The following is a 23,845-nucleotide window of genomic DNA, read 5'->3' on the forward strand; positions in this document are numbered from 1 at the left end:
CATGACCGCTCCCACCCCCTTCGGCCCCCTCCAGTTCCAGCTGGTCCTGCTCCGCCGGATGGCCGATCACCAGCCCGGCCTGGTCGAGGACGCCCGGCAGGAGCTGAGCGCCTCGCTCGCCGAGATGCGGGAGGCCAACCGCCGCTGGCAGGCGATGGTGCGCGCACCGCGGGGGCGGGGCTCGCTGGGGCGCTACCGCTCGGCGCTCGGGGAGCCGGAACTGACGCTGCGGCGCCGGGTCGGGGACCTGGAATGCGAGGCGCTGCTGTGGCCGGTGCCGCTCTGGCCGGAGCTGCGGTTCGAGGTCATGGCCGGGCCGGGCGGAGCCGTGTGGAACGAGTGGCTGGTACGGGCCCCGGGCGCGGTGGGCCCGGAACTCACCTCCGTAACGGCACTGCGCCCCTGGTCGTGCACCGTGGACGAGGTGGCCCGGGCCTTCCCCCCGGCACGGCCGATGCAGGGCAGCGCGCCGACCCGGTGGGCGCTGGCCGTCACCGACCCGGGCAGCGGGGAGCGTTGCGTCGCCGAGTTCACCTGGGGCCTGTTCCAGCGGCTGCTTCCGGGCTGAGCCGACCGGCCCGCCCGAATCTGGCGGGCCGTCAGCCCCCGGACCTCTGACGGCGCATCCCAGCGCGCGCGACGGGCCGGACGGCGGGACCATGCAGGGAGAAGCCGGCGGCCGCCGGCACCCGTCCGCGCTCTCGGGAGAACTCGCCGTGACCGTCAGCCTTGAGCAGTTGCAGCGTTGCCATGTCGCCGTCGACCTCGGGGCCGCGAGGACCCGTGTGTACGTCAAGGGCCTCGGGCTCGTCGTCGATGAGCCGAGCGTCGCCGCTGTCAACACCCGTACCGGTTCGCTCATCGCCGTCGGCGCGCTCGCCGAGCAGATGACCGGCCGCACCCCCGAGTACATCCGGGTGGCCCGCCCGGTGTCCGGCGGGACCGTCATCGACATCGAGATGGCCCAGCGGATGCTGCGCCATCTGCTCGGCGACAAGCTCCGCCGCCAGCTGCGCCGCAAGCCCCGGCTGCGCGCCGCCGCCTGCACCCCGCACGACGCCGATCCGCTGGCCCAGCGCGCGACGGTGGAGACCCTGGTCGGGCTCGGCGCCCGCCGGGTCGAGCTGGTGGACACCCTGATCGCGGGGGCCGTGGGCTGCGGGCTCCCGGTCGAGCAGCCCACCGCCACCATGATCATGGTGTGCGGTGCGGCCACCACCCAGATCGCGGTGCTCTCGCTCGGCTCGATCGTGACCGCCGTCCGCATTCCGGTGGGCGGCAACGCGATCGACGAGGCGGTGATCCAGCATCTGCGCCAGCGCCACGCCCTGATCCTCCCGAGCCAGTCCGTGCGCCCGCTGCAACTGGCGCTGCACGGCAACGGCCTCCAGCTCACCGGCCCGGCCCTCGCCGACATCCACGGCCGCGATGTGGCGACCGGCCTCGCCCGCACGGTGCAGGTCGACACCGCCGCCGTACGGCAGGCCATCAACACCCCCCTCACCGCGATGCTCGACGGGGTCGGCAAGGTCCTCCGCGACTGCCCGCCCGACCTGGTCGCCGACCTGGCGGAGCGCGGGGTCATGATGGTCGGCGGCACCGCGCTGCTCCCGGGCCTCGACCAGATGCTGCGCGACGCGACCGGCATGCCGGTGCACATCGCGGAGCGCCCCGACGTCTGCTCGGTCCTCGGCCTCGGCGCGATGCTCGACGGCAAGATCCAGCCGATGGTCCTCAATCCGCTGGCAGGCTGAGCCCTTGGGCGGAAGCCGGGCGGTGGGACGGACGATGCGGATGACCGACGAGGCGGAACGGCCCGTAGCCGAAGAGGGCGGCCCGCCCGCGGCCGGTCGGCTGCCGATGCTTCTGGAGTCCGTCCTCAGCATCGGCAGCGACCTCGAACTGGGCGCCACCCTCCAGCAGATCGTGGACACCGCCACCGCCCTGACCGGGGCCCGGCAGGGGGCGCTCAGTGTGCTGGAGCCGGAGCGGGACGGGGTCGCCGAGCTGTACACCGCCGGGATGACGGCGGCGGAGCGGCAGCGCCTCGACCGCTTCCCGCTCGGTACGCCGGGCGCGCTGGGCGTCCTGGTCGAGGACCCGCGCCCGCTGCCCCGCGACGCCCTGCCCGCCACCGCCGGGGCCGGGGCCGCGCCGGGCCGTCCGCCGGTGCGCGGTTGCCTCCGGGCCCCGATCCGGGTGCACACCGAGGTGTTCGGCCATCTCCACCTCTCCGGGGCGCGGTCGGGGCCCTTCGCCGACACGGACATGGCCCTGCTGCGGGTCCTCGCCGCCCAGGCGGGCATCGCCATCGGCAACGCCCGGCTCTACGAGAGCGCCCGGCAGCGCGAACGCTGGATCGAGGGGGCGGCCGCCGTCACCACAGCCCTGCTGACCGGCACCGACGCCGCCGACGCGCTGCTGACGGTCGCCGAGCGGGCCCGGGTGCTCGCGGGCGCCTCGGCCGGGGTGATCCTCCAGCCGACGGAGGCGGGCGGGATGGAGATCGTCACCGCCTCGACCCCGGACGATCCGGCGGGCATCGTCGGTACGGTGATCGAGCCCGGCTCGCCCGTGCTGGTCCAGCTGCTCGGCGGCGAACCGGTCTTCATCGACGACTCCGCCACCGATCCCCGGATGACCACCGGCGTCCGCTCCCGCTTCGGGCCCAGCATGATGCTGCCGCTCCAGAGCGGCGGGCGGCTCATCGGCACCCTCGCCCTCCCCCGGCGGCGCGGTGACACCCCCTACACGGACGTGGACCGGCTGCTGGCGACCCAGTTCGCCTCGCAGGCCGCGCTGGCGCTGGTGCTGGCGGACGCGCAGTCGGACCGGGAGCAGCTCGCGGTGTACGAGGACCGTGACCGGATCGCCCGTGACCTGCACGATCTCGTGGTCCAGCGGCTCTTCGCCACCGAGATGATGCTGGAGTCGACCCGTCGGCGGACCACACCGGAGGAGACGGGCGACCCGGCGGCCGACAGGACGGGCGAGCTGCTGGGCCGGGCCGTGGACGAGCTGGACTCCACCATCCAGGAGGTCCGCACCGCGATCTTCGCCCTCCAGCAGCCGCCCGCCGAGGCCCCGAGCACCTTCCGGGGCCGGGTACTGCGGGAGACCGCAGGTGCGGCGGCGCTGCTGGGCTTTCCGCCGTCGGTGCAGTTCAGCGGGGCGGTGGACGCGCTGGTGGGCGAGGAGACGGGGCGGGAGCTGCTGGCGGCGCTGCGCGGGGCGCTGGCCGCCGCGCACCGCAGGCCCGGCGTCTCGGCCATCGAGGTGGAGGTGGACGCCACGGTCCGGCTGCCGGACGGGCGGAGCGGGGTACGGCTGGTGGTCGCGGACGACGGGCGCGGCGAGGACGGCGGCCGGTCGACGACGGTGACCTGGCAGGCGCCGCTCTGAGACGAGGAGCCCGGCGGTCAGTGCTTCGGGGCTGCCCGCAGCGCGATCCGGGTGGTGGAGTGGGCGACGCCCGCCTCCCGCTTCAGCCGGCGCAGCAGGGTGTCCAGCGCTCCGGGGTCGGCGGCGGTGGCCCGTACGAGGTAGTCGTGGCCGCCCGTCACATGCACCACTTCGGTGATCCCGGGCAGCATCAGCACCGAGCGTTCGAACTCCTCGTTCGTCGTGTCGAGGCGCAGCGTCACATCGATGAAGACCACCAGGCCCGATCGGGTGTCGGCGGCCGGGTCGACGATGACGGTGAAGCCGCGGATCACCCCGTCGCGGCGCATCCGGCGGACCCGGTCGCCCGCCGCGTTGGCGCTGAGCCCCACCCGTACGCCCAGATCCCGGTACGAGATCCGCGCGTCCTCCTGGAGAATGCCGAGGATTTCCCTGTCCAGCCGATCCATACCGCGATTGTCCCAGCTTGCGGCGATATCGGCCGAGGGAGCCTGGTGGACCCCGGTGGAATACCGGTGCCGACACCAGTGCCGGTGCCGGTGCCGGTCAAGTCGCTCGGCCGGACCCCGGCGGGCTCGCTGGCGGACGCGTACGGGACGAAGCCGATCTTCGTCCGCAGACAGCGGATGTGCAGGTGTACGGGCGTGTGTACGGGCGTGCGGGCACGCGACGACTGCGCCGACGCACGGGCTCACGGGTGCGCAGGCGCGGGCAGCTCCCCCTCCAGGGGGCGACTCAACTCCCTTGCGAAGCAGGCCTTTTGCGCGCCGACGACGCAGAACCAATGGTCCAGGCCGTGCCGCCACCGCGACTTCGGCGCCCCGTGCGGCAATGAGGCGAGCATCACCCGGCGGGCCCCGCCCCGAAGCCCTAGGCTTCCCGGCGTGACCCCCCTTCTTCCTGCACTCCAGTCCCCCACCGGCCCGGCGGCCTCCCGGGAGGCCGTCCGCTTCGGTGACCTCTCCCTGACGTACGGCCGACTGGCCGAGGCCTCCACCGCCCTCGCCGCCCGGATCGCGGACGCGGGCCGGGTCGCCGTCTGGGCCACGCCGACGCCGGAGACGGTGATCGCGGTGGTGGCGGCGCTGCGGGCCGGGGTACCGGCCGTTCCGCTCAACCCCCGTACGGGCGAGCGCGAGTTGGCGCACATCCTGGCCGACAGCGAGCCCACGGCGGTGCTGGCGGGACCGGACGACGAGCTGCCGCCCGCGCTGGAGAAGCCGCGACGGGTGACGGTCGACGCGCGGGCGTCCGAGCGGGCGTCCGAGGGCACGGACGAGAGCGCGGACGAGGGCGCGGACGGTTACGCGCCGGGTGAGGGCGCGCCCGAGGCCCCGGCCCTGATCGTGTACACCTCCGGGACCACCGGCCCGCCCAAGGGTGCCGTCCTCCCCCGGCGGGCGATCGCCGCGTCACTCGACGCGCTGGAGGACGCCTGGGGCTGGACCGACGACGACGTCCTGGTCCACGCGCTGCCGCTGTTCCACGTCCACGGGCTGGTCCTGGGCGTTCTGGGCCCGCTGCGGCGCGGCGGCTCCGTGCGCCACCTGGGGAAGTTCTCACCCGGCGGCGTGGCCCGTGAGCTGGGGTCCGGGGGCACGATGCTCTTCGGCGTACCGACGATGTACCACCGGCTCGCGGAGACGCTGGAGGCCCCGACGGGCAGCGGCGAGCGGGACGCGCTGGCCGAAGCCCTGTCGGGGGCGCGACTGCTGGTCTCCGGTTCGGCGGCGCTGCCCGTGCACGACCACGAACGCATCGCGGCGGCGACCGGGCGGCGGGTGATCGAGCGGTACGGCATGACGGAGACCCTGATGAACACGGGAATCCGGGCGGACGGCGCCCCGCGCCCCGGCACGGTCGGCCCGCCGCTCGCCGGGGTGGAGCTGCGCCTGGTGGAGGACGACGGCACGGTGCTGGAGAGGCCGGAGGCGATCGGCGAGATCCAGGTCCGGGGCCCGAACCTGTTCACCGGCTATCTGAACCGGCCCGACGCCACCGCCGCCGCGCACACGGCGGACGGCTGGTTCCGCACGGGTGACGTCGGCACGGTGGACGAGGACGGGTACGTGCGCATCGTCGGGCGCAGGGCCACCGACCTGATCAAGAGCGGCGGCTACAAGATCGGCGCGGGCGAGATCGAGAACGCGCTCCTCGCCCACCCCGGGGTCCGCGAGGCCGCCGTCACCGGCGAGGCGGACCCGGACCTCGGCGAGCGGGTCGTGGCGTGGGTCGTGACGACGAGCCCCGAATCCCCGCCCACCGCAGAGGAGTTGGCGGACCACGTGGCCGCCCAGCTGGCCCCGCACAAGCGCCCGCGAACCGTGCGCTACCTGGACGCCCTGCCCCGCAACGACCTGGGGAAGATCATGAAGAGGTCGCTCCATGTCCAGTGACTCCGCCGGCACCACCCCCTCCCCCGTCCGCATGACGGCCCGGGAGACAATCGCCCTGCTCACCGGCGCCACGGGCTTCACCGAGCACCACCCGGCGCCGCGTACCCTGCCCGCCGACGGACCGCTCGGCTGGGCGGGGTACGACGCGGCACGGGAGCGGGCGGCGGAGCGGACCGGCGAGAGCGAGTCCGTGGTGTACGGGACCGGGGCCGTCGGAGACCGGCCGTGCGTGCTCCTCTCCTTCGAGTTCGGCTTCCTGGGCGGCTCGTTGGGCCGGCTGACGGGAGACCGCCTGGAGGCCGCGTACGACCTGGCCCTGACCCGGCGCCTCCCGCTGGTCTCACTCGTCGCCACCGGGGGCAGCCGGATGCAGGAGGGCATGATCGCGCTCACCCAGCTCCAGCGGGTGGCCGCCGCCGCCACCCGGCTGCGCGCGTCCGGCCTCCCGCAGATCGCGGTGGTCCGCGACCCGACGACCGGCGGCGGCTGGGCCACCGTGGGAGCGGGCTCGGACGTGATCCTGGCACTGCCCGGCGCGCAGGTCGGCTTCGCGGGCTCCCGGGTACGGCCGCCGGACGCGGAGCCGTACGCGTACAGCGCCGAGGGGCAGTTCGCGGCGGGCCAGGTGGACGCGGTGGTCCCTGCCGGGGAGCTGGCGCGCACGGTGGCACAATGGCTGACCGCGCTGGGCCCGCACGGGACGCCCGGTCCGCTTCCATCACCCGGCACGCCCCGGCCGCCCGGCACCTCCGGCGCACCCGGCACACCCCGGCCGTCCAGCGCACCCCCGCCGTCCGGTACCGGCCCGCACGGGGCGCTGCCCGTCGCTCCGGTGCCCCGCGCGCTGTCGGCGACCTCCCTTCCGGAGACCGGCCGGGAGGCGGTGGAGCGGGCCCGCGCCCCACAACGCCCGCGAGCGGAGGCGTACTTGGCGGACTACTTCACCGTACGGCTCCCCCTGCACGGGGACCGGTGCGGCGGCAGCGACCCGGGGCTGCTGTGCGGCTTCGGGCTGCGCGCGGACGGGCAGCCGGTCGCGTACGTCGCCCAGTGCGGAACCCCGACCCGCCCGGCCGGATACCGTACGGCGGCCCGGACGATCCGGCTGGCGGACCGGCTCGGCGTCCCCGTCCTCACGCTGGTCGACACCCCGGGCGCCGCCAACGACGCGGAGGCGGAACGGGCGGGTGCGGGCGCGGCCATCGCGGAGACCTTCGCGGCGATCGCGGCGGCCGGGGTCCCGGTGACGACGCTGGTGATCGGCGAGGGCGGCTCGGGCGGGGCGCTGGCGCTCGCGGCGCCGGACAACACCCATGTCACGGCGGACAGTTACTTCTCCGTCATCGCCCCGGAGCTGGCGGCGGCGATCCTCAAGCGGCCGCCGTCGGAGACGGGCGCCACGGCCGACCAGCTGTGGCTGCGCCCGCAGGACCTGCTGGAGCTGGGGGTGGCCCGCTCGGTCGTCGGCTGAGGGAGAACCTCGGTCACGGCTTCGGGTCGCGGGCGTCGTAACGGGCGAAGGCGCGCCACTTCGACGCGAGCAGGGCCACGGCGACCACGCACGCGATGCCGCCGCCGGTGACGGCGACGGCGGGCGAGGCGAGGTCGGCGACCGAACCGGCCAGGAAGTCCCCGAGCCGGGGCCCGCCCGCGACGACCACGATGAACACGCCCTGGAGGCGGCCGCGCATCTCGTCGGGGACGGCCGCCTGGAGCATGGTGTTGCGGAAGACCATGGAGACGGTGTCGGCGCACCCGGCGAGCGCCAGGAAGAGCAACCCGAGCCAGAGGTTCCGGGTGAGGCCGAAGACGGCGATGGCGGTGCCCCAGGAGGCGACGGCCAGCAGGACCGCGAGCCCGTGCCGCCGGATGCGGCCGAGCCAGCCGGAGAACACCCCGGCGAGGAGCGCACCGAGGGCCGGGGCAGCGACGAGCATTCCGGTGGTCCGCGCGTCACCCCCGTACCAGAGAACGGCGATGACCGGGAAGAGGGCGCGGGGGTGGGCGAGGACCATGGCGCACAGGTCGGTGAAGAAGGTCATCCGCAGGTTCGGCCGGGTCCCGAGGAACCGCAGCCCGTCCAGTACGGAGGCCCGCCTGCCCGTCCCGCCCTCCTGCCGGTCGGGCAGCATCGAGGGCAGCCTCCACATGGCGTACAGGGAGGCGGTGAAGCAGACGGCTTCCACGGTGTACGCGGCGTGGTACCCCCACCAGCCGACGATGAGCCCGCCCAGCATCGGCCCGACGAGCGCGCCCGTCGTGCTGGTCATGGAGTTCAGCGCGTTGGCGGCGGGCAGCTGTTCGGCCGGGAGCAGCCGGGCGATCATCGAGGAGCGGGCGGGCGCGTTGAGCGCGAAGCACACGGCCTGGAGGGCGACCACCGCGTACAGCAGGCCGACGTTCTCGACCCCGGCGGCCGTGGCACCCACCAGCACGAGGGCCAGGACGAACGACCCGGCGGCACTGAGAAGACCCAGCTTGCGCCGGTCCACGGTGTCGGCGACGGCCCCGCCGTACAGCCCGAACACGATGAGCGGCACCAGCGAGCAGAACCCGATGAGCCCGACGGAGAACGCGGACCCGGTGATGTCGTAGACCTGGAGGGAGACCGCCAGCGCCGTCATGCCCTGCCCGACCCAGGAGACGGTGTTCCCGAACCAGAGCCGCCGGTAGTCCGGCGAGACCCGCAGCGGGGTGAGGTCGGCGAGTATCCGGGTGCGGCGTACAGGCGGTTCGGTTGTTTCGGTCACAGGGGATGGTAGCCGCGCCCCTCCCCTGACGCCCCGACCGGCCTCCCCGCCCCGCCCCCCGCGAACCGTCAGCCGCGAGACGTCCGTACCGCAGTCACCACGGCAGCCGGGCCACCGCGACCTCAGGGCCCTCGTCGTATCCAGGGCCACGCGGCTTCAGGGGCCTCAGCCCCCGACTTTCCCCGCGGTGATCTGTCGGCCTCGTGTGGTGTCGACCACGATGGCGATGCCATCGGGGACCCTCCCTTCGAGGTCGCTGAGCAGATTCTCGATCGGAGGCAGATCGCTGGGGCCCCGTACATGGACGTACAGAGTTCTGGACTGGGCATCGACGCTGGTGACCATCGCACCCGGGCTCTTCGACAGCCACCGCTCCGCGGATTCCTTGGTCCGGGCCGTCCAGGTGCTGAGCAGCACCGTGGTCACGGTGTTGGCTCCCAGGGGGAGCAGGACGGCCAGGAAGAGCAGCCCGAGCATGAGGTAGGCGCGGCGCGGCGCCCGCTCCGCGCGCTGCCCGGCCGCCCGGGCGTATCCGAGGGAAGCGAAGACGATCATGCCGGCGAAGACGAGGGCGAGAAGGTTGGACAGGAAGAGCACCAGTGCGCCCAGAGAGAGCCACCACTGCGCCTGGCCTGCGCAGACGCCGGTGACCACGAGGGGCGGAACGAGGGAGATGGCGATGGCCACTCCCGGCAGGACGGCGGCGACGTCCTTGCGGGACAGCGCCACGGCGCCGGCGAAGCCGGTTGCCACCGCGGCGATCAGGTCCAGGAGCCCTGGAGAAGTCCGGCCGGAGATCTGGCTGTTCGTCAGGAGGTCGTACGATTGGGGTACGACGAGCGAGGCCACCGCGCCTGTCAGGATCACCAGCAGACACCCGAGCGTGGTGAAGGTGACGGCGGTGGTACGACGGCGCTGCACGGCGCCGAGGGCGATCCCCATGATCGGCGTGGACAGCGGTGCGATGATCATCGCACCGATGACGGTGGCCGTGGAGTCCGTCAGAATCCCGCCCGCGGCGATGACGGACGACAGCGTGAGCATGGTCCAGAAGGCCGAACGTTTCGACTGGACGTCTCCCGACGACGGATCCAGGTCCTGCTGGAGGTCTTCCAGGCTGCGGAGCTGCCGGGTCGGCAGGACCCTGTCGCGGAGTTGGCTGGGCATGGGCCCAGTATCCGGACCCGCCCCTATGGGTACGGCAAGGACACGGCCCGGGGGGGCTGATATCGCTGCCTGCGGGTTCGGCGGCGGGCCGCGTGCAGCGGCACCGCCGGGAGCCTCCGTTCGGGATTCACGCCCACCGCGACGACGACACGCGGCCCTGTCGCCCACCGCGACCCCCGCTGCCCGCGTCCGCCTCCACCGGAGCGCAAGGGCGCCCAGTCCCTCCTGCCCACCGGGGTCAGGAGGGACTGGCGAACGGACCGGTCTCCGGGGCGGCGACGGGTCACAGCCGGTCCCCTGCGGGATCAGGCGGGAACGGGCGGCGCTGCGGGGCGATGCCGTCGCCCTTCAATGAGCCGCCGGTCCGCTCGCCGGGGCTGCCTCCGGCCCATCCGCCACTTCTCTTCGAACTGACCCGGGCACCCCGGCCGGAGGAGCCTTTCCACCCCGTCGGGCCGGTGCAGGCTCGCTCACTCGGCCGGGCGAGTACCGGGCGGCATCTGTTCCGGGGGCTCCGGGTGGCTCCTCAGCCGGAGGATGGCGGTGATCAGTCCACCCCAGACGATGAGCATGGCGATGACCATCATGACGATCGCGCTGGCAGACATCAGCGGTCCTTCCGGTCGGCGGGCGACTCCATGTCCAGGTCGATGTCCTCGCCACCGGCCGGCCACGGAATCAGAGAGAGGATCACCCCGACCAGCAGTGCTCCGATGGCGACGCTCCAGCCCGCGGTGAGCAGGAACCCGGTCGAATAGCCCTCGTAGTTCTCGTCGAACTCGGTCCGCAGGCTGTCGACCATCATCCAGCCGAGCACGAGCGGCGTGATGACACCGAGGCAGATGCGCCACCAGTGACCGAGCCGGATGGCGGAGGTGGCGTCGGCGTCCTGCTGCAGGCTGGGCAGCTGCCGCAGCACCCAGACGATCACGATCAGCCCGACCAGAGCTGCCAGCGCGATGCCGTACTGGTTGATGAAGTGGTCGGACGCGTCGAGCAGATAGATGCCGGACTCGGTCGGGAACAGCAGGATCGACACCAGCGCGACCAGACCGCCGATGCCCAGGACCGCGGGCATGCGCCGCATGCCGGTCCGGTCCTGCACGGCCGAGACGACCACCTGCACGATGGAGATCAGCGAGGAGAGTCCCGCGATCACCAGGGAGCTGAAGAACAGCACACCGAAGAGGCCGCCGAGCGGCATCTCCGAGATCACCGCGGGGAAGGCGACGAACGCCAGACCGATGCCCGCGCCGGCTACTTCGTCGACGCCGACCCCCGAGGCGGTCGCCAGATAGCCCAAGGTCGCGAAGACGCCGATGCCCGCAAGGATCTCGAACGAGCTGTTGGCGAAGCCCGCCACCATCGCGGAGCCCGTCAGGTCGGCCCGACGGCCCAGGTACGACGCGTACGTGACCATGATGCCGAAGCCGATGGACAGCGAGAAGAAGATCTGCCCGTACGCGGCGACCCAGACGGTGCCGCTGCCGAGTTCCGACCAGTTCGGCGAGAAGAGCGCGTCGAGCCCGGTGGCCGCACCGTCCAGCGTGAGCGCCCGGATCACCAGCGCGGCGAACAGGACGAACAGCAACGGGATGAAGATCTTGTTGGCGCGTTCGATACCTCGTCGGACACCGAACGCGAGGATGACCAGCACCACCACCCAAACGATGATCAGCGGCCAGAACACGCCCGGTACATAACCATCCAGGTATCCGGGTGAATCCGGTGCCCGCAGGAAGTCGCCGAAGAGGAATGCCTCCGGGTCGTCACCCCATTGCTGACCGGCGGAGAATCCCACATAGCGCACGGCCCAGGCGATGATGACGGCGTAGTAGGTGGCGATCACGAAGGAGATGACGACCTGCCACCACCCGATGACCTCGGCCGGCCGGGCCATCCTGCGCAGAGCGGCGGGGGGTGACATGCGGTACTTGCGCCCGATGGCGTACTCCATGATCAGCAGGGGGATGCCCGCCGAAAGGAGCGCGATGAGGTACGGCAGCAGAAAGGCGCCACCACCGTTCTCGTAGGCGATGGCGGGGAACCGCCAGATATTGCCGAGCCCGACGGCCGAACCAATGGCGGCCAGCAGGAAACCAGCGCGTGTGCCCCATTGCTCACGTGGCTGCTCTGCCATATGCAATTCCTCGGGTCTTCTCTTGGCGCTAAGAACGAAACTGATGGCACGTTAGCGTGAAGTGCTTCCGAAATCGCCGTGACAGGGCCCGGCAGATGACAGGCACAGCACACTGCTCTTCGGTCCAGCGGGACAGGATGAGCCCTGGGACAGGGGACCGGCCGGGCCTCGGCGGTGGTTCACCTCGTAGAGACGGTCGTCCATCCACCGAGACCGGCCCGGACCCCGTCCCCGGCCACTGGGCCGAGGTCCGACTGCCGCACGACCGCTACACCGACTGGTCGGCGTCCGGGGCGTCAGGGCGGTGATCGGGGAGAGCCGACCCCGACGTCGCCTCGTGGTGCAGCCGCAGGAACTCCAGATGCCGCTCGTACTGGTCGAGGGTGTCGCCGATGAGCTGCTCTCTGGTGTAGCCCATGACGTCGTACCCCTGATTGCCCTCGGCCAGCTGGACCTCGAAGCGCACGTAGTTGTCGTGAGTGCTGACGGACCGGGTGGCGAAGCCCGGTGTCGGCCGTTCGACGGGCCAGACCCGATAGACGAACTCGTCCTTAGGGCCGATCGGTACGGCGAGGCCGACGTGCGGGAGGCCGTTCTCCCCGTCGGTGCCGGAGAGGATTTCCGCCTCCACACCCTGCTCCCGCAGCTCCTGGGCGACTTCCTCGAACGCCGGCCGGCAGACGTCCTCCACGAATCTGGTGGCTGCCCGCCTGCCCGGGAACGACATCGCCCGCGACAGCCGCTGCCGCCAGTTCCGGGCCCCGGAAGGCCCCTGTTGCGTTGTCCGGCCGGAGAGGGACCCCGGCAGGGTGGTGGTCAGCGCCTCCTCGCGCATCCGGTCGGAACGTAGCGCGAGGTAGAGCCCCGCCATGATCAGGAACATCACGAACGAGAAGGGCAACCCCATGATGATCGTGGCGTCGGTGAGAGCCTGCACTCCGCCCACCAGGAGCATGGCGAGGGTGAGCAGGCCTGTCGTCACCGCCCAGAAGACGCGGAGCCAGGTCCGCGCGTCGGTCACCGGGGTGGGGAGGTGAGAGCTGAGGTTGCCCATGACGAGGGCTCCGGAGTCGGCGGAGGTGACGTAGAGAAGCAGCCCTACGAAGGTCGCGAGTCCCGCGCTGAACATCGCCCCGGGATACTGGTCCAGCAGTCCGTAGAAGGCCTGCTCGGGGGAGTTGAGTGCGGTCTCCCCGAAAGCGGAGTTGCCGTCGCTCACCACGAACAGTGCGCTGTTGCCGAAGACGGCCAGGAAGAGGCCGGTGAAGAGAAACGGGATGATCAGGGTCGCGGCGACGAACTGGCGCAGCGTGCGGCCTCGCGAGATCCGAGCGAGGAACAGCCCGACGAACGGCGCCCAGGCGATCCACCAGGCCCAGAAGAACAGCGTCCAGGCGTCCAGCCACTCGGTCGGCTGGTCGTAGGCGAAGGTGTTCAGCGTCATCGACGGAAATCCGCTGAGGTAGTCGCCGACGTTCTGAACCAGGGCATTGAGCAGCCGGAACGGTTCGCCGACCACCAGGATGTAGAACATCAGCAGTACGGCGAGGAGCACGTTGAGCTGCGACAGCCGGCGGATGCCCTTGTCGACCCCGGCGGCCGCTGAAACGGTGGCCATCACCACGGCGAGGGCGATGAGCCCGATCTGCGCGGGCAGCCCCTCCGGCACGCCGAAGAGGACCTTGAGCCCGTAGTTCAGCTGCACCACGCCGATACCGAGGGACACGGAGATTCCGAAGACGGTACCGATGATGGCCGCCAGGTCGACGGCGTCACCGATCCTCCCGTGGATCCGACGGCCGATGATCGGGTAGATCGCGGACCGGATGGCCAGCGGCAGCTTGTAACGGAAGGCGAAGTAGGCGAGCGCCATGCCCATCAGCGCGTACATGGCCCAGCCGGTGATGCCGTAGTGGAACAGCGTCCACACCACGGCCTGCCGGGCCGCCTCCAGTGACTCGGGGTCCCCTTCCGGCGGCACCAGGTAGTGGCTCACCGGTCCGGCGACGGAGAAGAACATCAGGTCGATGCCGATGCCCGCGGCGAACAGCATCGCCGCCCAGGCGAAAAGCCCGTAGTCGGGCTTGTAGTGCTTGGGGCCGAGCTTGATCGTGCCGTACTTCGACACCCCGATGAAGACGACGAACACGAGGTACAGGGTCGCGGCGAGGAAGTAGTACCAGCCGAACCAGCCGGAGATCTTGTCGACCACCACGCCGATGACCTTCTCGGCTCCGGAGGGGGTGACAATCGCCCAGATCGAGATGGCCAGGATGAGCGTCGCGGATCCGAAGAAGACCATCGGCTTGAGCGAGCCCGCCCCTTCCGTACCGGGCTCAACCTGCGGATCGTCCGTGTCGGGCACAGGGCCCTTGCCTCCTACGGCCGACATGGTCGGCTCCTTTCCTGCCAGGACGGTAACGGTGCGGCCTCCGGTGCGCCGGAGGCCGGGTCACTCTTCGATCAGGGCGGCGGTCCCACGGCGACCAGCCGCATGGTCACGCCGGGTCCGAGGGGTGGCGGCGCGTACGCCCGGGCGACGGCGGGACCCACGACCAGGGCCCGGCACTCCCCCGGCTGACTCGGTGCGGAGCGCCTCCTCCTGGTCGCTCAGCAGGAACGCGCACACGCGGAACGGGAGACGGACGCGGCACCGGGCGCGCCCGCCCGCTCCTCCTCGGCAAGGCCCGCCAGGCGCCGCACACAGCACGGTCACCCTCGGAGGCCGCCTCAACGGCGGCGTCACCGCAGGGGCCTGCCACCTCACGCCGCCGATGGCCACTCACCGCGGATGCACAGCCCACCCACCCATCGCGGGTCTCCTTCACCTCCAGCCGGTGCCGCGCGGATCGACTCGGTGTCAGCAACATGGCCGTACGGGGGCCGTCGGTCCACGGGGCGCACCGCCGCAGCGCCGAGCTCGTGCCCCAGGCACCCCGGGCGGGCTAACGACCAGCGCGTGACACCACCGCTGCGGTGCGGCGGCCGCGGTCCCGGGGACGGCGGGGTGCTGGAGGCCCGGGGCGGCATCGGCCGGCGCGCCTGGGGCAGGTCCGCGCATGGCAAAGCCGCCCCTGCCCGCGGTCCGTTGCCGGGGCGGTCAGGGGCGGCTTGTCGCTCTTCTCAGTGGCCGGCGGTGAGCTGGCCGGCGAGCTTGCCGTGCATCTCGGCGCTGGCCTTGTTCAGGCCGATGATCGTGACCTTCTTGCCGCGCTGGGCGTATTTGGTCTCGATGGCGTCGAGGGCTGCGACGGAGGAGGCGTCCCAGATGTGGGCATCGGTGAGGTCGATGATCACGTCGTCGGGGTCGTCCTTGTAGTTGAACTGGTAGACGAGGTCGTTGGAGGAGGCGAAGAACAGCTCGCCGGTGACCGCGTAGACGACCTGGTTGCCGTCCGGGTCGACGACCCCGGAGACCTCGGCGATATGGGCGACCCGCTTCGCGAAGATCACCATCGCGGTGATGCAGCCGAGAACGACGCCGATGGCGAGGTTGTGGGTGGCGACCACCGCGGCGACGGTGACGACCATCACGGTGGTCTCGCCGACCGGCATGCGCTGGAGCGTCCTGGGCTGGATGGAGTGCCAGTCGAAGGTGGCGAAGGAGACCAGGATCATCACCGCGACGAGAGCGGCCATCGGGATGTCCGAGACGACCGGGCCGAACACGATGCACAGGACCATCAGGAAGGCACCGGCGAGGAAGGTGGACAGGCGGGTCCGCGCTCCGGAGGTCTTCACGTTGATCATGGTCTGGCCGATCATGGCGCAGCCGCCCATCCCGCCGAAGAACCCGGTCACGACGTTGGCGATGCCCTGGCCGATGGACTCACGGGTCTTGTTCGAGTGGGTGTCGGTGATGTCGTCGACGAGCTTCGCGGTCATCAGCGACTCCATCAGCCCCACCAGCGCGAACGCGAAGGCGTAGGGGGCGATGGTGGTCAGGGTGTCCATGGTGAACGGCACGTCGGGCAGACCGGGGACCGGCAGCGAGGACGGGAGATCGCCCTTGTCGCCGACGTTGGGGACGGCGATGCCGGCGGCGACGGTGATCACGGTCAGTGTGACGATGGCGACCAGAGGTGCGGGAATCACCGTGGTGATCTTCGGGAAGAACACCATGAGGGCCAGGCCGCCGATGATCAGCGGGTAGACGGCCCACGGAACGTTACGCATCTCCGGGACCTGCGCCATGAAGATCAGGATGGCGAGGGCGTTGACGAAGCCGACCATCACGCTGCGCGGCACGAACCGCATCAGCTTGGCGACCCCGAGCGCGCCCAGAGCCACCTGCATCAGGCCGCCGAGGATGACGGCGGCGACCAGGTAACCGAGGCCGTACTGGTGGTTCAAGGGTGCGATGACCAAGGCTATGGCGCCGGTGGCGGCGGAGATCATGGCCTTGCGGCCGCCCACGATCGAGATGACCACGGCCATCGTGAACGAGGCGAAGAGGCCGACCGCCGGGTCGACACCCGCGATGATCGAGAAGGAGATCGCCTCGGGGATCAGCGCCAGAGCCACCACGAGGCCCGCCAGCACCTCGGTGCGGAAGACCTTCGGGGAGGCGAGCCAGTCCGGCTTGGACATACGCAGCTTGGGAGCCGCGGACAGCGGTGTAGACATGCAACCGTTTCTGTTCGGGCGCACACATCCACCAGTCTGGACACGCACGCATCGTTCTCGACTCCGCGCAGAGGGCGGAATCCCGGCAGCCCAGCATCGATGGGGCTCTGCCGGATCGGGTGGCAGCCTTCCTGGCTGACAGTCGGGCATCATTGCCCGATAAGCCTGTGAGGCCCTGGCCGGGGCTCAAGCGACAGCGAGGTCTGCCCAGCGGTCTCAGCTCTCTGCAAATCGTACCCTGACGTGAGGGCAGAGTGCGAGTTGCGGCTTGTGAAATGCAGGTAAATACGTCCGAGGATCATGTGATTCCGGACACGTATGCTGACTGCTCTTCGAACGTTCGAAGAGCAGTCGGTTCATAGAGGAGGCAGGCGCGGAGATGGCGGAGCGGCAGATGCAGATCGGCGAGGCGGCTGAGCGGACCGGCTTGTCGCTCCGCACGATCCGGCACTACGAGGAAGTCGGTCTGGTCATCCCCTCCGCCCGCAGCAAGGGAGGTTTCCGTCTGTACACCGAGACGGACGTCGACCGCCTGATGGTGATCCGCCGCATGAAGCCGCTGGACTTCTCACTGGAGGAGATGCGGGACCTCCTGGAGATCGTCGACCGCATCGCAGCGGACGACGCGCCTACGACCGAGGAGCGGGAGCGCCTGCACGAGCGGCTGGACTCGTACCGCAAGGTGGCCGACGCGCGCTGCGAGACGCTGCGCGCCCAGCTCATGGCCGCAGAGGACTTCGCCGCCACACTGCGCCGCAGGCTCGATGCACAGAGCTCCTGACGGTACGCCCCTCGGGGCGCGATGCAGCTCCCCGCGCTGCTTCCTGCCGTTCGCCCCGCTACGGGCATGCGACCGGCATCAATGACGACCCGTTCAATTCAAGGGCCCGTCCCGCGAGCTCCTGGAACGGACCTGCGCACATGACCATACTCTACCCTCTCGTAAGAGTAGATTCACGTCCGGCGTGGACGGCGCGCATGGACAGCAGTCGGCCGGGTAGCGATCGCCGGCCTGCGTTCGTCTCTGCTGAACAGCCGAGGCATCACCATGGTCAGCACCGTGCTCGCACACTCCCGAGCACGGTTCCCGTGGTACGCGCCCAGGGGATACGGATACGTGCTGTTGAGGTGGAGAAAGCCCGCTATCGGCTCAAGCCCCGCTACGTCCGTGGCCAGGCTCCGGTCGACACGTTGCGAGGTGCCGTCGCGCGGAGCTGACAGCGGGCGGTGGCGCGATCGACGTCGACCTGGACGCCGAGGGTCACGCGCCCGGGCCCGAGGGCTGAGGTCTGTCGTGATACCTCGGCCGAGCACGCCCCCAGCACCTCATCACCATCGGCTTCGACGAGGACGGCCCCGAGCCCCTCTTCCCCTCGCGTGGGCCGTAAGGAGGCCGGAGTCCCGGCCATAATGGATCATCGCCGTAACTCTCCGGTAGCGTCAGCGTATGAGCCATCCACATCCTGATCTGAAACCCGCCCCTCCTCTGGTCTCAGGAGGGCTGAGGGTCGTCGCCCTGGGCGGTCTGGGAGAGATCGGCCGCAACATGACCGTCTTCGAGTACGCCGGCAAGCTGCTGATCGTCGACTGCGGTGTGCTGTTCCCCGAGGAGACCCAGCCCGGCGTCGACGTGATCCTGCCCGACTTCACCTCGATCCGGGACCGTCTGGACGACATCGTCGGCGTGGTCCTCACCCACGGACACGAGGACCACATCGGGGGCGTGCCCTACCTGCTGCGAGAGCGCCGGGACATCCCCGTCATCGGCTCGAAGCTGACGCTCGCCTTCCTTGAGGCCAAGCTCAAGGAGCACCACATCAAGCCCACGACGGTGCGGGTGAAGGAAGGGGAGCGACGCGACTTCGGGCCCTTCGGCTGTGAGTTCGTGGCGGTCAACCACTCCATCCCCGACGGTCTCGCGGTCGCGATCCGCACCGGTGCGGGCATGGTCCTGCATACCGGTGACTTCAAGATGGACCAGTTCCCGCTGGACGACCGCATCACCGACCTGCGCGCGTTCGCCCGGCTCGGTGAGGAGGGTGTCGACCTGTTCCTCACCGACTCCACCAATGCCGAGGTGCCGGGTTTCACCACGTCCGAGCGTGAGCTGAACCCCGCGATCGAGCACGTCATGCGGACCGCCCCGCGCCGGGTCATCGTCTCCAGCTTCGCCAGCCACGTCCACCGTATCCAGCAGGTCCTCGACGCCGCCCATCAGCACGGGCGGAAGGTCGCCTTCGTGGGCCGGTCCATGGTCCGCAACATGGGCATCGCCCGCGAACTGGGCTATCTGAGGACGCCGCCGGGCCTCGTGGTCGAGGCAAGGGAGCTGGAGAAGCTGCCCGACCACAAGATCACCCTGGTCTGCACGGGCTCGCAGGGCGAGCCGATGGCCGCCCTCTCCCGCATGGCCAACCGCGACCACTCGATCCGCATCGGGCAGGGCGACACCGTCCTGCTCGCCAGCTCCCTCATCCCGGGCAACGAGAACGCCATCTACCGGGTGATCAACGGGCTGACCCGCTGGGGCGCCAACGTCGTACACAAGGGCAATGCCAAGGTGCACGTCTCCGGCCACGCCAGCGCGGGTGAACTGGTCTACTGCTACAACATCGTCAAGCCCCGCCATGTCATGCCCGTCCACGGCGAGTGGAAGCACATGCGGGCCAACGCCGACCTCGCCATCCGCACGGGCGTCGCACCGGACCGCGTGGTCATCGCCGAGGACGGCGTCGTCGTCGACCTCGTCGACGGGCGCGCCTCGATCACCGGAAAGGTCCCGGCCGGCTATGTGTACGTCGACGGCATGACGGTCGGCGGCGCGACCGAGGCGTCCCTGAAGGACCGCCGCGTCCTGGCGGAGGAGGGCGTGGTCACGATCGTGGCGATCGTCGACGCCGACACCGGGCGGCTCGCCGAGGCGCCCGACTTCCTCGCCCGCGGATTCGAGCACGACGACACCACCTTCGAGCCCGTGATCCCGCTCATCGAGAAGACCCTGGCCGCGGCGGCGCAAGAGGGCATCGGCGACCACCACCAGCTCGAACAGCGCATCGCTCGCGCCGTCGCCTCGTGGGCCTTCCGCAGCCACCGCCGCAAGCCCCTGATCATCCCCGTCGTCATCGACGCCTGACACCGCGTCGCCGACCGGAGGAGACCCCCGCCATGACCACCCGCTTCGAGGAACTCGACTGGAAGCCGACACCGATCGGCGACATCAGCCTGCGGCGCCGACGCGACCCCTCGTCGGGAGACGACGTGTACGAGGTGAAGCTCGGGGACGAGTTCCTGATGTCCAGCCTCTTCACCGAGGGCGAGATCGCCCTCGCCAGGCTGGGCCTCGCCCCGCTCGCGCACCGCTCCGGCCTCGATGTCGCCGTCGGCGGCCTCGGTCTCGGGTACACGGCACACGCCGCACTGGAGGAGCCGGGCGTCCGCTCGCTGATCGTCGTCGACACCCTCGGCGAGGTCATCGACTGGCACCGACGCGGTCTGGTGCCGCTCGGCCGCGCGCTCGGCTCGGACGACCGCTGCCGACTGGTGCACGGCGACTTCTTCGCCAAGGTGTTGGAGGGCCACGGTCTGGACCCGCAAGCGGAGGGACGACTCCTCCACGCCATCCTGCTGGACGTCGACCACTCCCCCCGCCATGTCCTGCACCCGAGCCACGCCGCTCTCTACCGGCCGGAGGGCCTGAGCGCCCTCTCCCGTTTCCTCCACCCCGGAGGCGTCTTCGCCCTGTGGTCCAACGACCCGCCCGACGACGACTTCACCTCCCTCCTCACCGACGTCTTCCAGAACACCGCCGCCCACGTGGTGGAGTTCCCCAACCCGCTGCAAGGCGGCACCTCGACCAACACCGTCTACGTGGCCGTCAAGGGCAGCACCCCGTAACCGAATGCCTGACCGCCCCGCATGGACCTGCGGAGCGGCGCACACCGCGCCGGGCCGGACCGCCCTCTTCCCCCTGCCCCGGCTCCCCGTCCCGTAGAACGCGACGTGCAACCGGAAGACCAGGGCCGGGGACCTGCGGTTGAGCAGGCCGACGGAGCAGCCCCTGCCTCCTCGCCGGTAGGGAGACAGGGGCTGCCGGCTTCCAGGAGCCGCGTGCGGCGGGGGCGGCCCCAGCCCCCGCCGGTCAGAGGTCTCCTCCGGTCAGGAGGAGGAAAGCCCCTCCGCCGAGCATGGCGAGGGCGAAGAGCGAGAAGAGGACGACACCCGTGATGCGTGATGCGTCGCTCGGCGGTTCGGACTCGGCGTAGGCGACGGTGTACGGGCGATCGGGCCGTTCGGAGTCGTAGGCCACCTCCACGGTGTCCCCCCCCTCGCCGCCCGAACTGCCGCGTCTGAGCGTGGAGGTGTAGCGCTTGTCGCCGAGCTCGTACCTGACCAGGGTGTCCGTCCGGGTGCCGCCGTTCGGTCCGCCGCCCTCGTTCACCACGCGTTTGCCGAAGACCACCGCGGTGACCCTTCCGTCCAGGGTCGCGCGGTGGTCCTCACCGATCTTGCCGACGAGGACGTAGGCCACCAGGGCGAGAGACGCGCCGACGAACAGGGTGACGAGACCCAACAGTGCCGTCAGCACACGATCGGCGGACGGCTTACGCATGCTGCTCCTCCAGGGCTTGTCCGGCTTGCGCACGATCTGCTTGCTGTTCGTCGTCGCGCCTTGGGGTTCCACGAGCCCGCTCGGGGACCTGGTCGCCGTGTTCGAGCGGCGCCTGGGCCACGCCACACCGTGGTGGCCGTCGAGAACGACAGCATCTGAACGCGGGGCGCCAGGGAGCCGGCCCGGCGGCGGCACGGCGATCGTCGTCCCGGCCGGAGCCAGAACGAAGGACCGGCGTCGTCGTCTCAACTGCCGGGCTCGGCCCGCTGCCTGTACGGGGGCCCGGCCACCGCACCGGCCGCATCGACGGCTCCACCTCCACGGAGCAGGAGATCGCCCCTTCGCGGACGCCACGTCGAAGACGCCCAGCAGGGCCGGTCCCGGGGCGCCGCGCCCCGGCACCTCCGGCGCGCACCTCCGGCGCACGTCCGGCGTGGCCGTCGGAGCGCTGCGGCGGAGCCCGCCCTGCACGCCGATGTCGTCAGCCCGCCGCCGCACCCCATCCGGGATCTCCTCGTCGGCCGTCCGGGGGCCGACACGTACGGTCATATCGCCCAGAGGTTGCTGTCATGCCTCGCAGCGTACGGTCGGCCCTTGTGCGAGAACACCCCTCCGAGTTCGTTCTCACGCAGCGCATTCCACCACGCCTGCGATGACCCAAGAGGTCCGTTCATCAGCTGATGTCCGTTTCTGACGGCCAGTCCATCAGGGGTCGGTGGCGGCCGATTCCTCTGCGCGCGGTGGAGTCGGCAGACTCGGGAACTGCGAGGTGGGCTGTGGCGTCCGACCTGCCATGAAGGAAGAAATCAAAGGTCTTGCTGGTTTCCTTGTCGCCGGTCTGGGTGCCTCAGCGGCGCTGCTGGCCTGGGCACCGCTGGCGAGGGTCAATGTGGAGGGCGGATTCGATGGGCGTCACCAGGACCTCAGCGTGCTCTACGTGGACCTGCCGCTCGTCGCCGCGGGGGGTGCCCTGGTGACGCTCGCCTTCTGGTCGCTCACCTTGCGCCGGTTCCATCGCCCGTGGCTCGCCGCCCTGGTCTCGGTCACCGCGATCGCCCTGGGGATCTGGGGTCTGACGAGCTGGTGGGCTCCCTATCAGGCACCTGATTTCGCCTACTGAGGCCGTGATTCATGTTCCTCTGTGTCTATTCTGACCTCGCCTGATGGTGTGGGATCGGGCGGATTCCGCCGGTCCGCGACAGATGGTCTGCCGGTGTGACGGGGTGAGTGAACGCAAGCCGTACCCGGGCGACTTGTCGGACGAGCAGTGAGCTCTGATCCAGCCGGTGATCACTGCGTGGAAAGACCGGCACCGGTCGGTCAGCCACGAGCTCCTGCGCTGCCAGGTCCGTGAACGAGCCCGCCGATCAGAGGACCCGACCCTGGCGGTCCTGGACACCCAGAGTGTCCACGCGGCTGTCGGGGTCCCCGCCTCCACGACCGGCCGGGGCGCGCCGGACCGGCGCGGCGCACATCAGGATGACGGCGATCGCGGCTGCCAGTGAGACGGCGACCTTCCCGGCGGGTTCGTCGCTGAGCCAGGTGTACAGGTGTAGGCGCCGAAGGCTCCGGCGTAGACGGGCCCCTTGACCGCGAACCCGTGCAGCAGGCAGCCGCAGAGCGTCCCCGCCCTGCGGTATCCGGAGGGGGTGTTACTCGTGGGCGGCGAGGAGGGTTTCCAGGCTGGCGCCGGGGAACTGCCGCTGGAAGGAGTTCGCCTGCCAGCGGTCGGGGAACAGTGCGAGCTGTGCCTTGTCGCGGCTCCTGGTCAGCGCCTCGCCCTTGACGAGCTGGGAGCGGTTGAGTGCGTCCGCTCCGGCCGCGTCGGTGGCCCGCGCCAGGTGGTAGGGCAGCACTTCCAGGCGTACGGGGGCGGAGAACTCCCCGGCCATGCGGGCGGAGACAACGTCGAACTGCATCGGCCCCACCGCCGCCAGGACCGGTGCCTGGTCCCCGCGTACGTCGCTGACGAGGACCTGCACGACGCCTTCCTCGTCGAACTGGGCGATGCCACGGCGGAACTGCTTGGAGCGGCTGATGTCGACCGGGCGGGCGACCGCGAAGTGTTCGGGGGCGAAGGTCGGCATGGGCGGGAACAAGGCCGGCGGACCCTCGTAGAGGGTGTCGCCGACGCGCAGGGCCGCTGCGTTGACCAGTCCGACGACGTCGCCCGGGTAGGCGGTGTCGACCATCGAGCGGTCCTGGCCGAAGACGCTGTGGGCGTACTTGGTCGCGAACGGCTTCCCGGACGCGGCGCGGGTGACGGTCGCGCCTCTCGCGAAGACGCCCGAACACACGCGCAGGAAGGCGATCCGGTCCCGGTGGGCCGGGTCCATGTTCGCCTGCACTTTGAACACCAGCCCGGAGAACGGAGCGTCGACGGGCCTGCTCCCACCGCCTTCGAGTTCTCGCGATCCCGGTGGCGGGGCGAGGTCGACGACGGCGTCCAGGAGCAGCCGTACGCCGATGTTGGAGACCGCGGCACCGAAGAACACCGGCGTGGAGCCGCCCGCCAGGAACGAGGCCCGGTCGAACTGGGCGCCGTCCGCCTCCAGCAACTGGAGTTCCTCCACGGCCTGTTCCCAGTCGGCGCCCTCCTCGAACGCCGCCCGCTCGGCGGGAACCACCTCTTCGGAGGCTTCGTGCGCGCCGCCGGGGGTGCGGGTGTAGCGCAGCATCCGCTCCGGCTCGCGTACGTCGACCAGACCGCGCAGGTATCCGGCGGTGCCGACCGGCCAGTTCACCGGGGTGGGCC

The 23,845-nt window shown here is 71.0% G+C and carries 18 protein-coding genes and 1 pseudogene; 10 read left to right on the top strand and 9 right to left on the bottom strand.

What is annotated here, in order from left to right; all coding sequences use genetic code 11:
* The first annotated feature begins 1 nt into the window (after position 1).
* The 3 genes from ACZ5WC_RS03340 (at position 2) to ACZ5WC_RS03350 (ending at position 3,402) form a co-directional block, all read left to right on the top strand.
* The gene (locus ACZ5WC_RS03340) at positions 2–568 is read left to right on the top strand and encodes a hypothetical protein (protein ID WP_468539233.1); all 567 of its coding nucleotides are present in this window, start codon (positions 2–4) and stop codon (positions 566–568) included.
* Positions 569–716: 148 nt separating this feature from the next.
* A complete protein-coding gene (locus ACZ5WC_RS03345; protein WP_468539234.1) occupies positions 717–1,754 on the top strand; it encodes a rod shape-determining protein in 1,038 nt (345 codons plus the stop codon).
* A gap of 40 nt (positions 1,755–1,794) precedes the next feature.
* Positions 1,795–3,402 carry a GAF domain-containing protein gene (locus ACZ5WC_RS03350; protein ID WP_468539235.1) on the top strand — a complete coding sequence of 536 codons (1,608 nt, stop codon included), beginning with the start codon at positions 1,795–1,797 and terminating at the stop codon, positions 3,400–3,402.
* 17 nt (positions 3,403–3,419) lie between these two features.
* On the opposite strand, the gene ACZ5WC_RS03355 is transcribed toward ACZ5WC_RS03350, so the two are convergent.
* A complete protein-coding gene (locus ACZ5WC_RS03355; protein ID WP_363205040.1) occupies positions 3,420–3,851 on the bottom strand; it encodes an Lrp/AsnC family transcriptional regulator in 432 nt (143 codons plus the stop codon).
* Positions 3,852–4,286: 435 nt separating this feature from the next.
* Between ACZ5WC_RS03355 and ACZ5WC_RS03360 the strand changes: the two genes are divergently transcribed.
* Together ACZ5WC_RS03360 and ACZ5WC_RS03365 are read left to right on the top strand one after the other, a co-directional pair.
* The gene (locus ACZ5WC_RS03360) at positions 4,287–5,798 is read left to right on the top strand and encodes an acyl-CoA synthetase (RefSeq protein ID WP_468539236.1); all 1,512 of its coding nucleotides are present in this window, start codon (positions 4,287–4,289) and stop codon (positions 5,796–5,798) included.
* Positions 5,788–7,269, top strand: coding sequence for a carboxyl transferase domain-containing protein (locus tag ACZ5WC_RS03365; RefSeq protein WP_468539237.1), 1,482 nt, complete (start codon positions 5,788–5,790; stop codon positions 7,267–7,269). Before ACZ5WC_RS03360 ends, ACZ5WC_RS03365 begins: the two co-directional genes overlap by 11 nt.
* Positions 7,270–7,282: 13 nt before the next feature.
* On the opposite strand, the gene ACZ5WC_RS03370 is transcribed toward ACZ5WC_RS03365, so the two are convergent.
* The 6 genes from ACZ5WC_RS03370 to ACZ5WC_RS03395 form a co-directional block, all read right to left on the bottom strand.
* Positions 7,283–8,548: an MFS transporter gene (locus tag ACZ5WC_RS03370; protein WP_468539238.1), complete on the bottom strand. Its 1,266-nt coding sequence runs from the start codon at positions 8,546–8,548 to the stop codon at positions 7,283–7,285.
* A 165-nt stretch (positions 8,549–8,713) separates the two neighbouring features.
* Positions 8,714–9,715: a TIGR00341 family protein gene (locus ACZ5WC_RS03375; protein WP_468539239.1), complete on the bottom strand. Its 1,002-nt coding sequence runs from the start codon at positions 9,713–9,715 to the stop codon at positions 8,714–8,716.
* A gap of 470 nt (positions 9,716–10,185) precedes the next feature.
* Entirely contained in the window at positions 10,186–10,323 is a 138-nt protein-coding gene (locus ACZ5WC_RS03380) for a methionine/alanine import family NSS transporter small subunit (protein WP_468539240.1), read from the bottom strand.
* Positions 10,323–11,855 carry a sodium-dependent transporter gene (locus tag ACZ5WC_RS03385; protein WP_468539241.1) on the bottom strand — a complete coding sequence of 511 codons (1,533 nt, stop codon included), beginning with the start codon at positions 11,853–11,855 and terminating at the stop codon, positions 10,323–10,325. Before ACZ5WC_RS03385 ends, ACZ5WC_RS03380 begins: the two co-directional genes overlap by 1 nt.
* Before the next feature lie 268 nt (positions 11,856–12,123).
* The gene (gene betT / locus ACZ5WC_RS03390; RefSeq protein ID WP_468539242.1) at positions 12,124–14,247 is read right to left on the bottom strand and encodes a choline BCCT transporter BetT; all 2,124 of its coding nucleotides are present in this window, start codon (positions 14,245–14,247) and stop codon (positions 12,124–12,126) included.
* Positions 14,248–14,978: 731 nt separating this feature from the next.
* Positions 14,979–16,481 carry a SulP family inorganic anion transporter gene (locus ACZ5WC_RS03395; protein WP_468539243.1) on the bottom strand — a complete coding sequence of 501 codons (1,503 nt, stop codon included), beginning with the start codon at positions 16,479–16,481 and terminating at the stop codon, positions 14,979–14,981.
* Positions 16,482–16,860: 379 nt separating this feature from the next.
* Here ACZ5WC_RS03395 and ACZ5WC_RS03400 point away from each other — a divergent pair, with 379 nt between their 5' ends.
* The 3 genes from ACZ5WC_RS03400 to ACZ5WC_RS03410 all read left to right on the top strand — a co-directional run bounded on the left by ACZ5WC_RS03400 (position 16,861) and on the right by ACZ5WC_RS03410 (position 20,375).
* Positions 16,861–17,262, top strand: coding sequence for a MerR family transcriptional regulator (locus tag ACZ5WC_RS03400; protein ID WP_468539244.1), 402 nt, complete (start codon positions 16,861–16,863; stop codon positions 17,260–17,262).
* Positions 17,263–17,928: 666 nt separating this feature from the next.
* Entirely contained in the window at positions 17,929–19,614 is a 1,686-nt protein-coding gene (locus tag ACZ5WC_RS03405) for a ribonuclease J (protein WP_468539245.1), read from the top strand.
* Between the two features lie 32 nt (positions 19,615–19,646).
* Complete coding sequence (locus tag ACZ5WC_RS03410; RefSeq protein ID WP_468539246.1) at positions 19,647–20,375, top strand: polyamine aminopropyltransferase; 729 nt, start codon at positions 19,647–19,649, stop codon at positions 20,373–20,375.
* 244 nt (positions 20,376–20,619) lie between these two features.
* Here the strand turns inward: ACZ5WC_RS03410 and ACZ5WC_RS03415 are convergent, their stop codons facing one another.
* On the bottom strand, positions 20,620–21,090 hold the full coding sequence (locus tag ACZ5WC_RS03415) for a hypothetical protein (RefSeq protein ID WP_468539247.1): 471 nt from the start codon (positions 21,088–21,090) through the stop codon (positions 20,620–20,622).
* Between the two features lie 793 nt (positions 21,091–21,883).
* On the opposite strand from ACZ5WC_RS03415, the gene ACZ5WC_RS03420 reads away from it, so the two are divergent.
* On the top strand, positions 21,884–22,210 hold the full coding sequence (locus ACZ5WC_RS03420) for a hypothetical protein (RefSeq protein ID WP_468539248.1): 327 nt from the start codon (positions 21,884–21,886) through the stop codon (positions 22,208–22,210).
* A 154-nt stretch (positions 22,211–22,364) separates the two neighbouring features.
* Positions 22,365–22,553, top strand: a pseudogene (locus ACZ5WC_RS03425) (hypothetical protein); the annotation flags it as partial.
* A gap of 189 nt (positions 22,554–22,742) precedes the next feature.
* Here the strand turns inward: ACZ5WC_RS03425 and ACZ5WC_RS03430 are convergent.
* On the bottom strand, positions 22,743–23,834 hold the full coding sequence (locus tag ACZ5WC_RS03430; protein ID WP_468539249.1) for a peptide chain release factor 3: 1,092 nt from the start codon (positions 23,832–23,834) through the stop codon (positions 22,743–22,745).
* Between the last annotated feature and the right edge of the window lie 11 nt (positions 23,835–23,845).

The sequence above is a fragment of the Streptomyces sp. NPDC033165 genome (assembly GCF_055577965.1).

Coding starts and splice junctions, on each gene's coding strand:
- ACZ5WC_RS03400 (WP_468539244.1), top strand. CDS start 16,861: ATGGCGGAGCGGCAGATGCAGATCGGCGAGGCGGCTGAGCGGACCGGC.
- ACZ5WC_RS03395 (WP_468539243.1), bottom strand. CDS start 16,481: ATGTCTACACCGCTGTCCGCGGCTCCCAAGCTGCGTATGTCCAAGCCG.
- ACZ5WC_RS03375 (WP_468539239.1), bottom strand. CDS start 9,715: ATGCCCAGCCAACTCCGCGACAGGGTCCTGCCGACCCGGCAGCTCCGC.
- betT (WP_468539242.1), bottom strand. CDS start 14,247: ATGTCGGCCGTAGGAGGCAAGGGCCCTGTGCCCGACACGGACGATCCG.
- ACZ5WC_RS03380 (WP_468539240.1), bottom strand. CDS start 10,323: ATGTCTGCCAGCGCGATCGTCATGATGGTCATCGCCATGCTCATCGTC.
- ACZ5WC_RS03410 (WP_468539246.1), top strand. CDS start 19,647: ATGACCACCCGCTTCGAGGAACTCGACTGGAAGCCGACACCGATCGGC.
- ACZ5WC_RS03405 (WP_468539245.1), top strand. CDS start 17,929: ATGAGCCATCCACATCCTGATCTGAAACCCGCCCCTCCTCTGGTCTCA.
- ACZ5WC_RS03385 (WP_468539241.1), bottom strand. CDS start 11,855: ATGGCAGAGCAGCCACGTGAGCAATGGGGCACACGCGCTGGTTTCCTG.
- ACZ5WC_RS03355 (WP_363205040.1), bottom strand. CDS start 3,851: ATGGATCGGCTGGACAGGGAAATCCTCGGCATTCTCCAGGAGGACGCG.
- ACZ5WC_RS03420 (WP_468539248.1), top strand. CDS start 21,884: ATGAAGGAAGAAATCAAAGGTCTTGCTGGTTTCCTTGTCGCCGGTCTG.
- ACZ5WC_RS03415 (WP_468539247.1), bottom strand. CDS start 21,090: ATGCGTAAGCCGTCCGCCGATCGTGTGCTGACGGCACTGTTGGGTCTC.
- ACZ5WC_RS03365 (WP_468539237.1), top strand. CDS start 5,788: ATGTCCAGTGACTCCGCCGGCACCACCCCCTCCCCCGTCCGCATGACG.
- ACZ5WC_RS03340 (WP_468539233.1), top strand. CDS start 2: ATGACCGCTCCCACCCCCTTCGGCCCCCTCCAGTTCCAGCTGGTCCTG.
- ACZ5WC_RS03350 (WP_468539235.1), top strand. CDS start 1,795: ATGACCGACGAGGCGGAACGGCCCGTAGCCGAAGAGGGCGGCCCGCCC.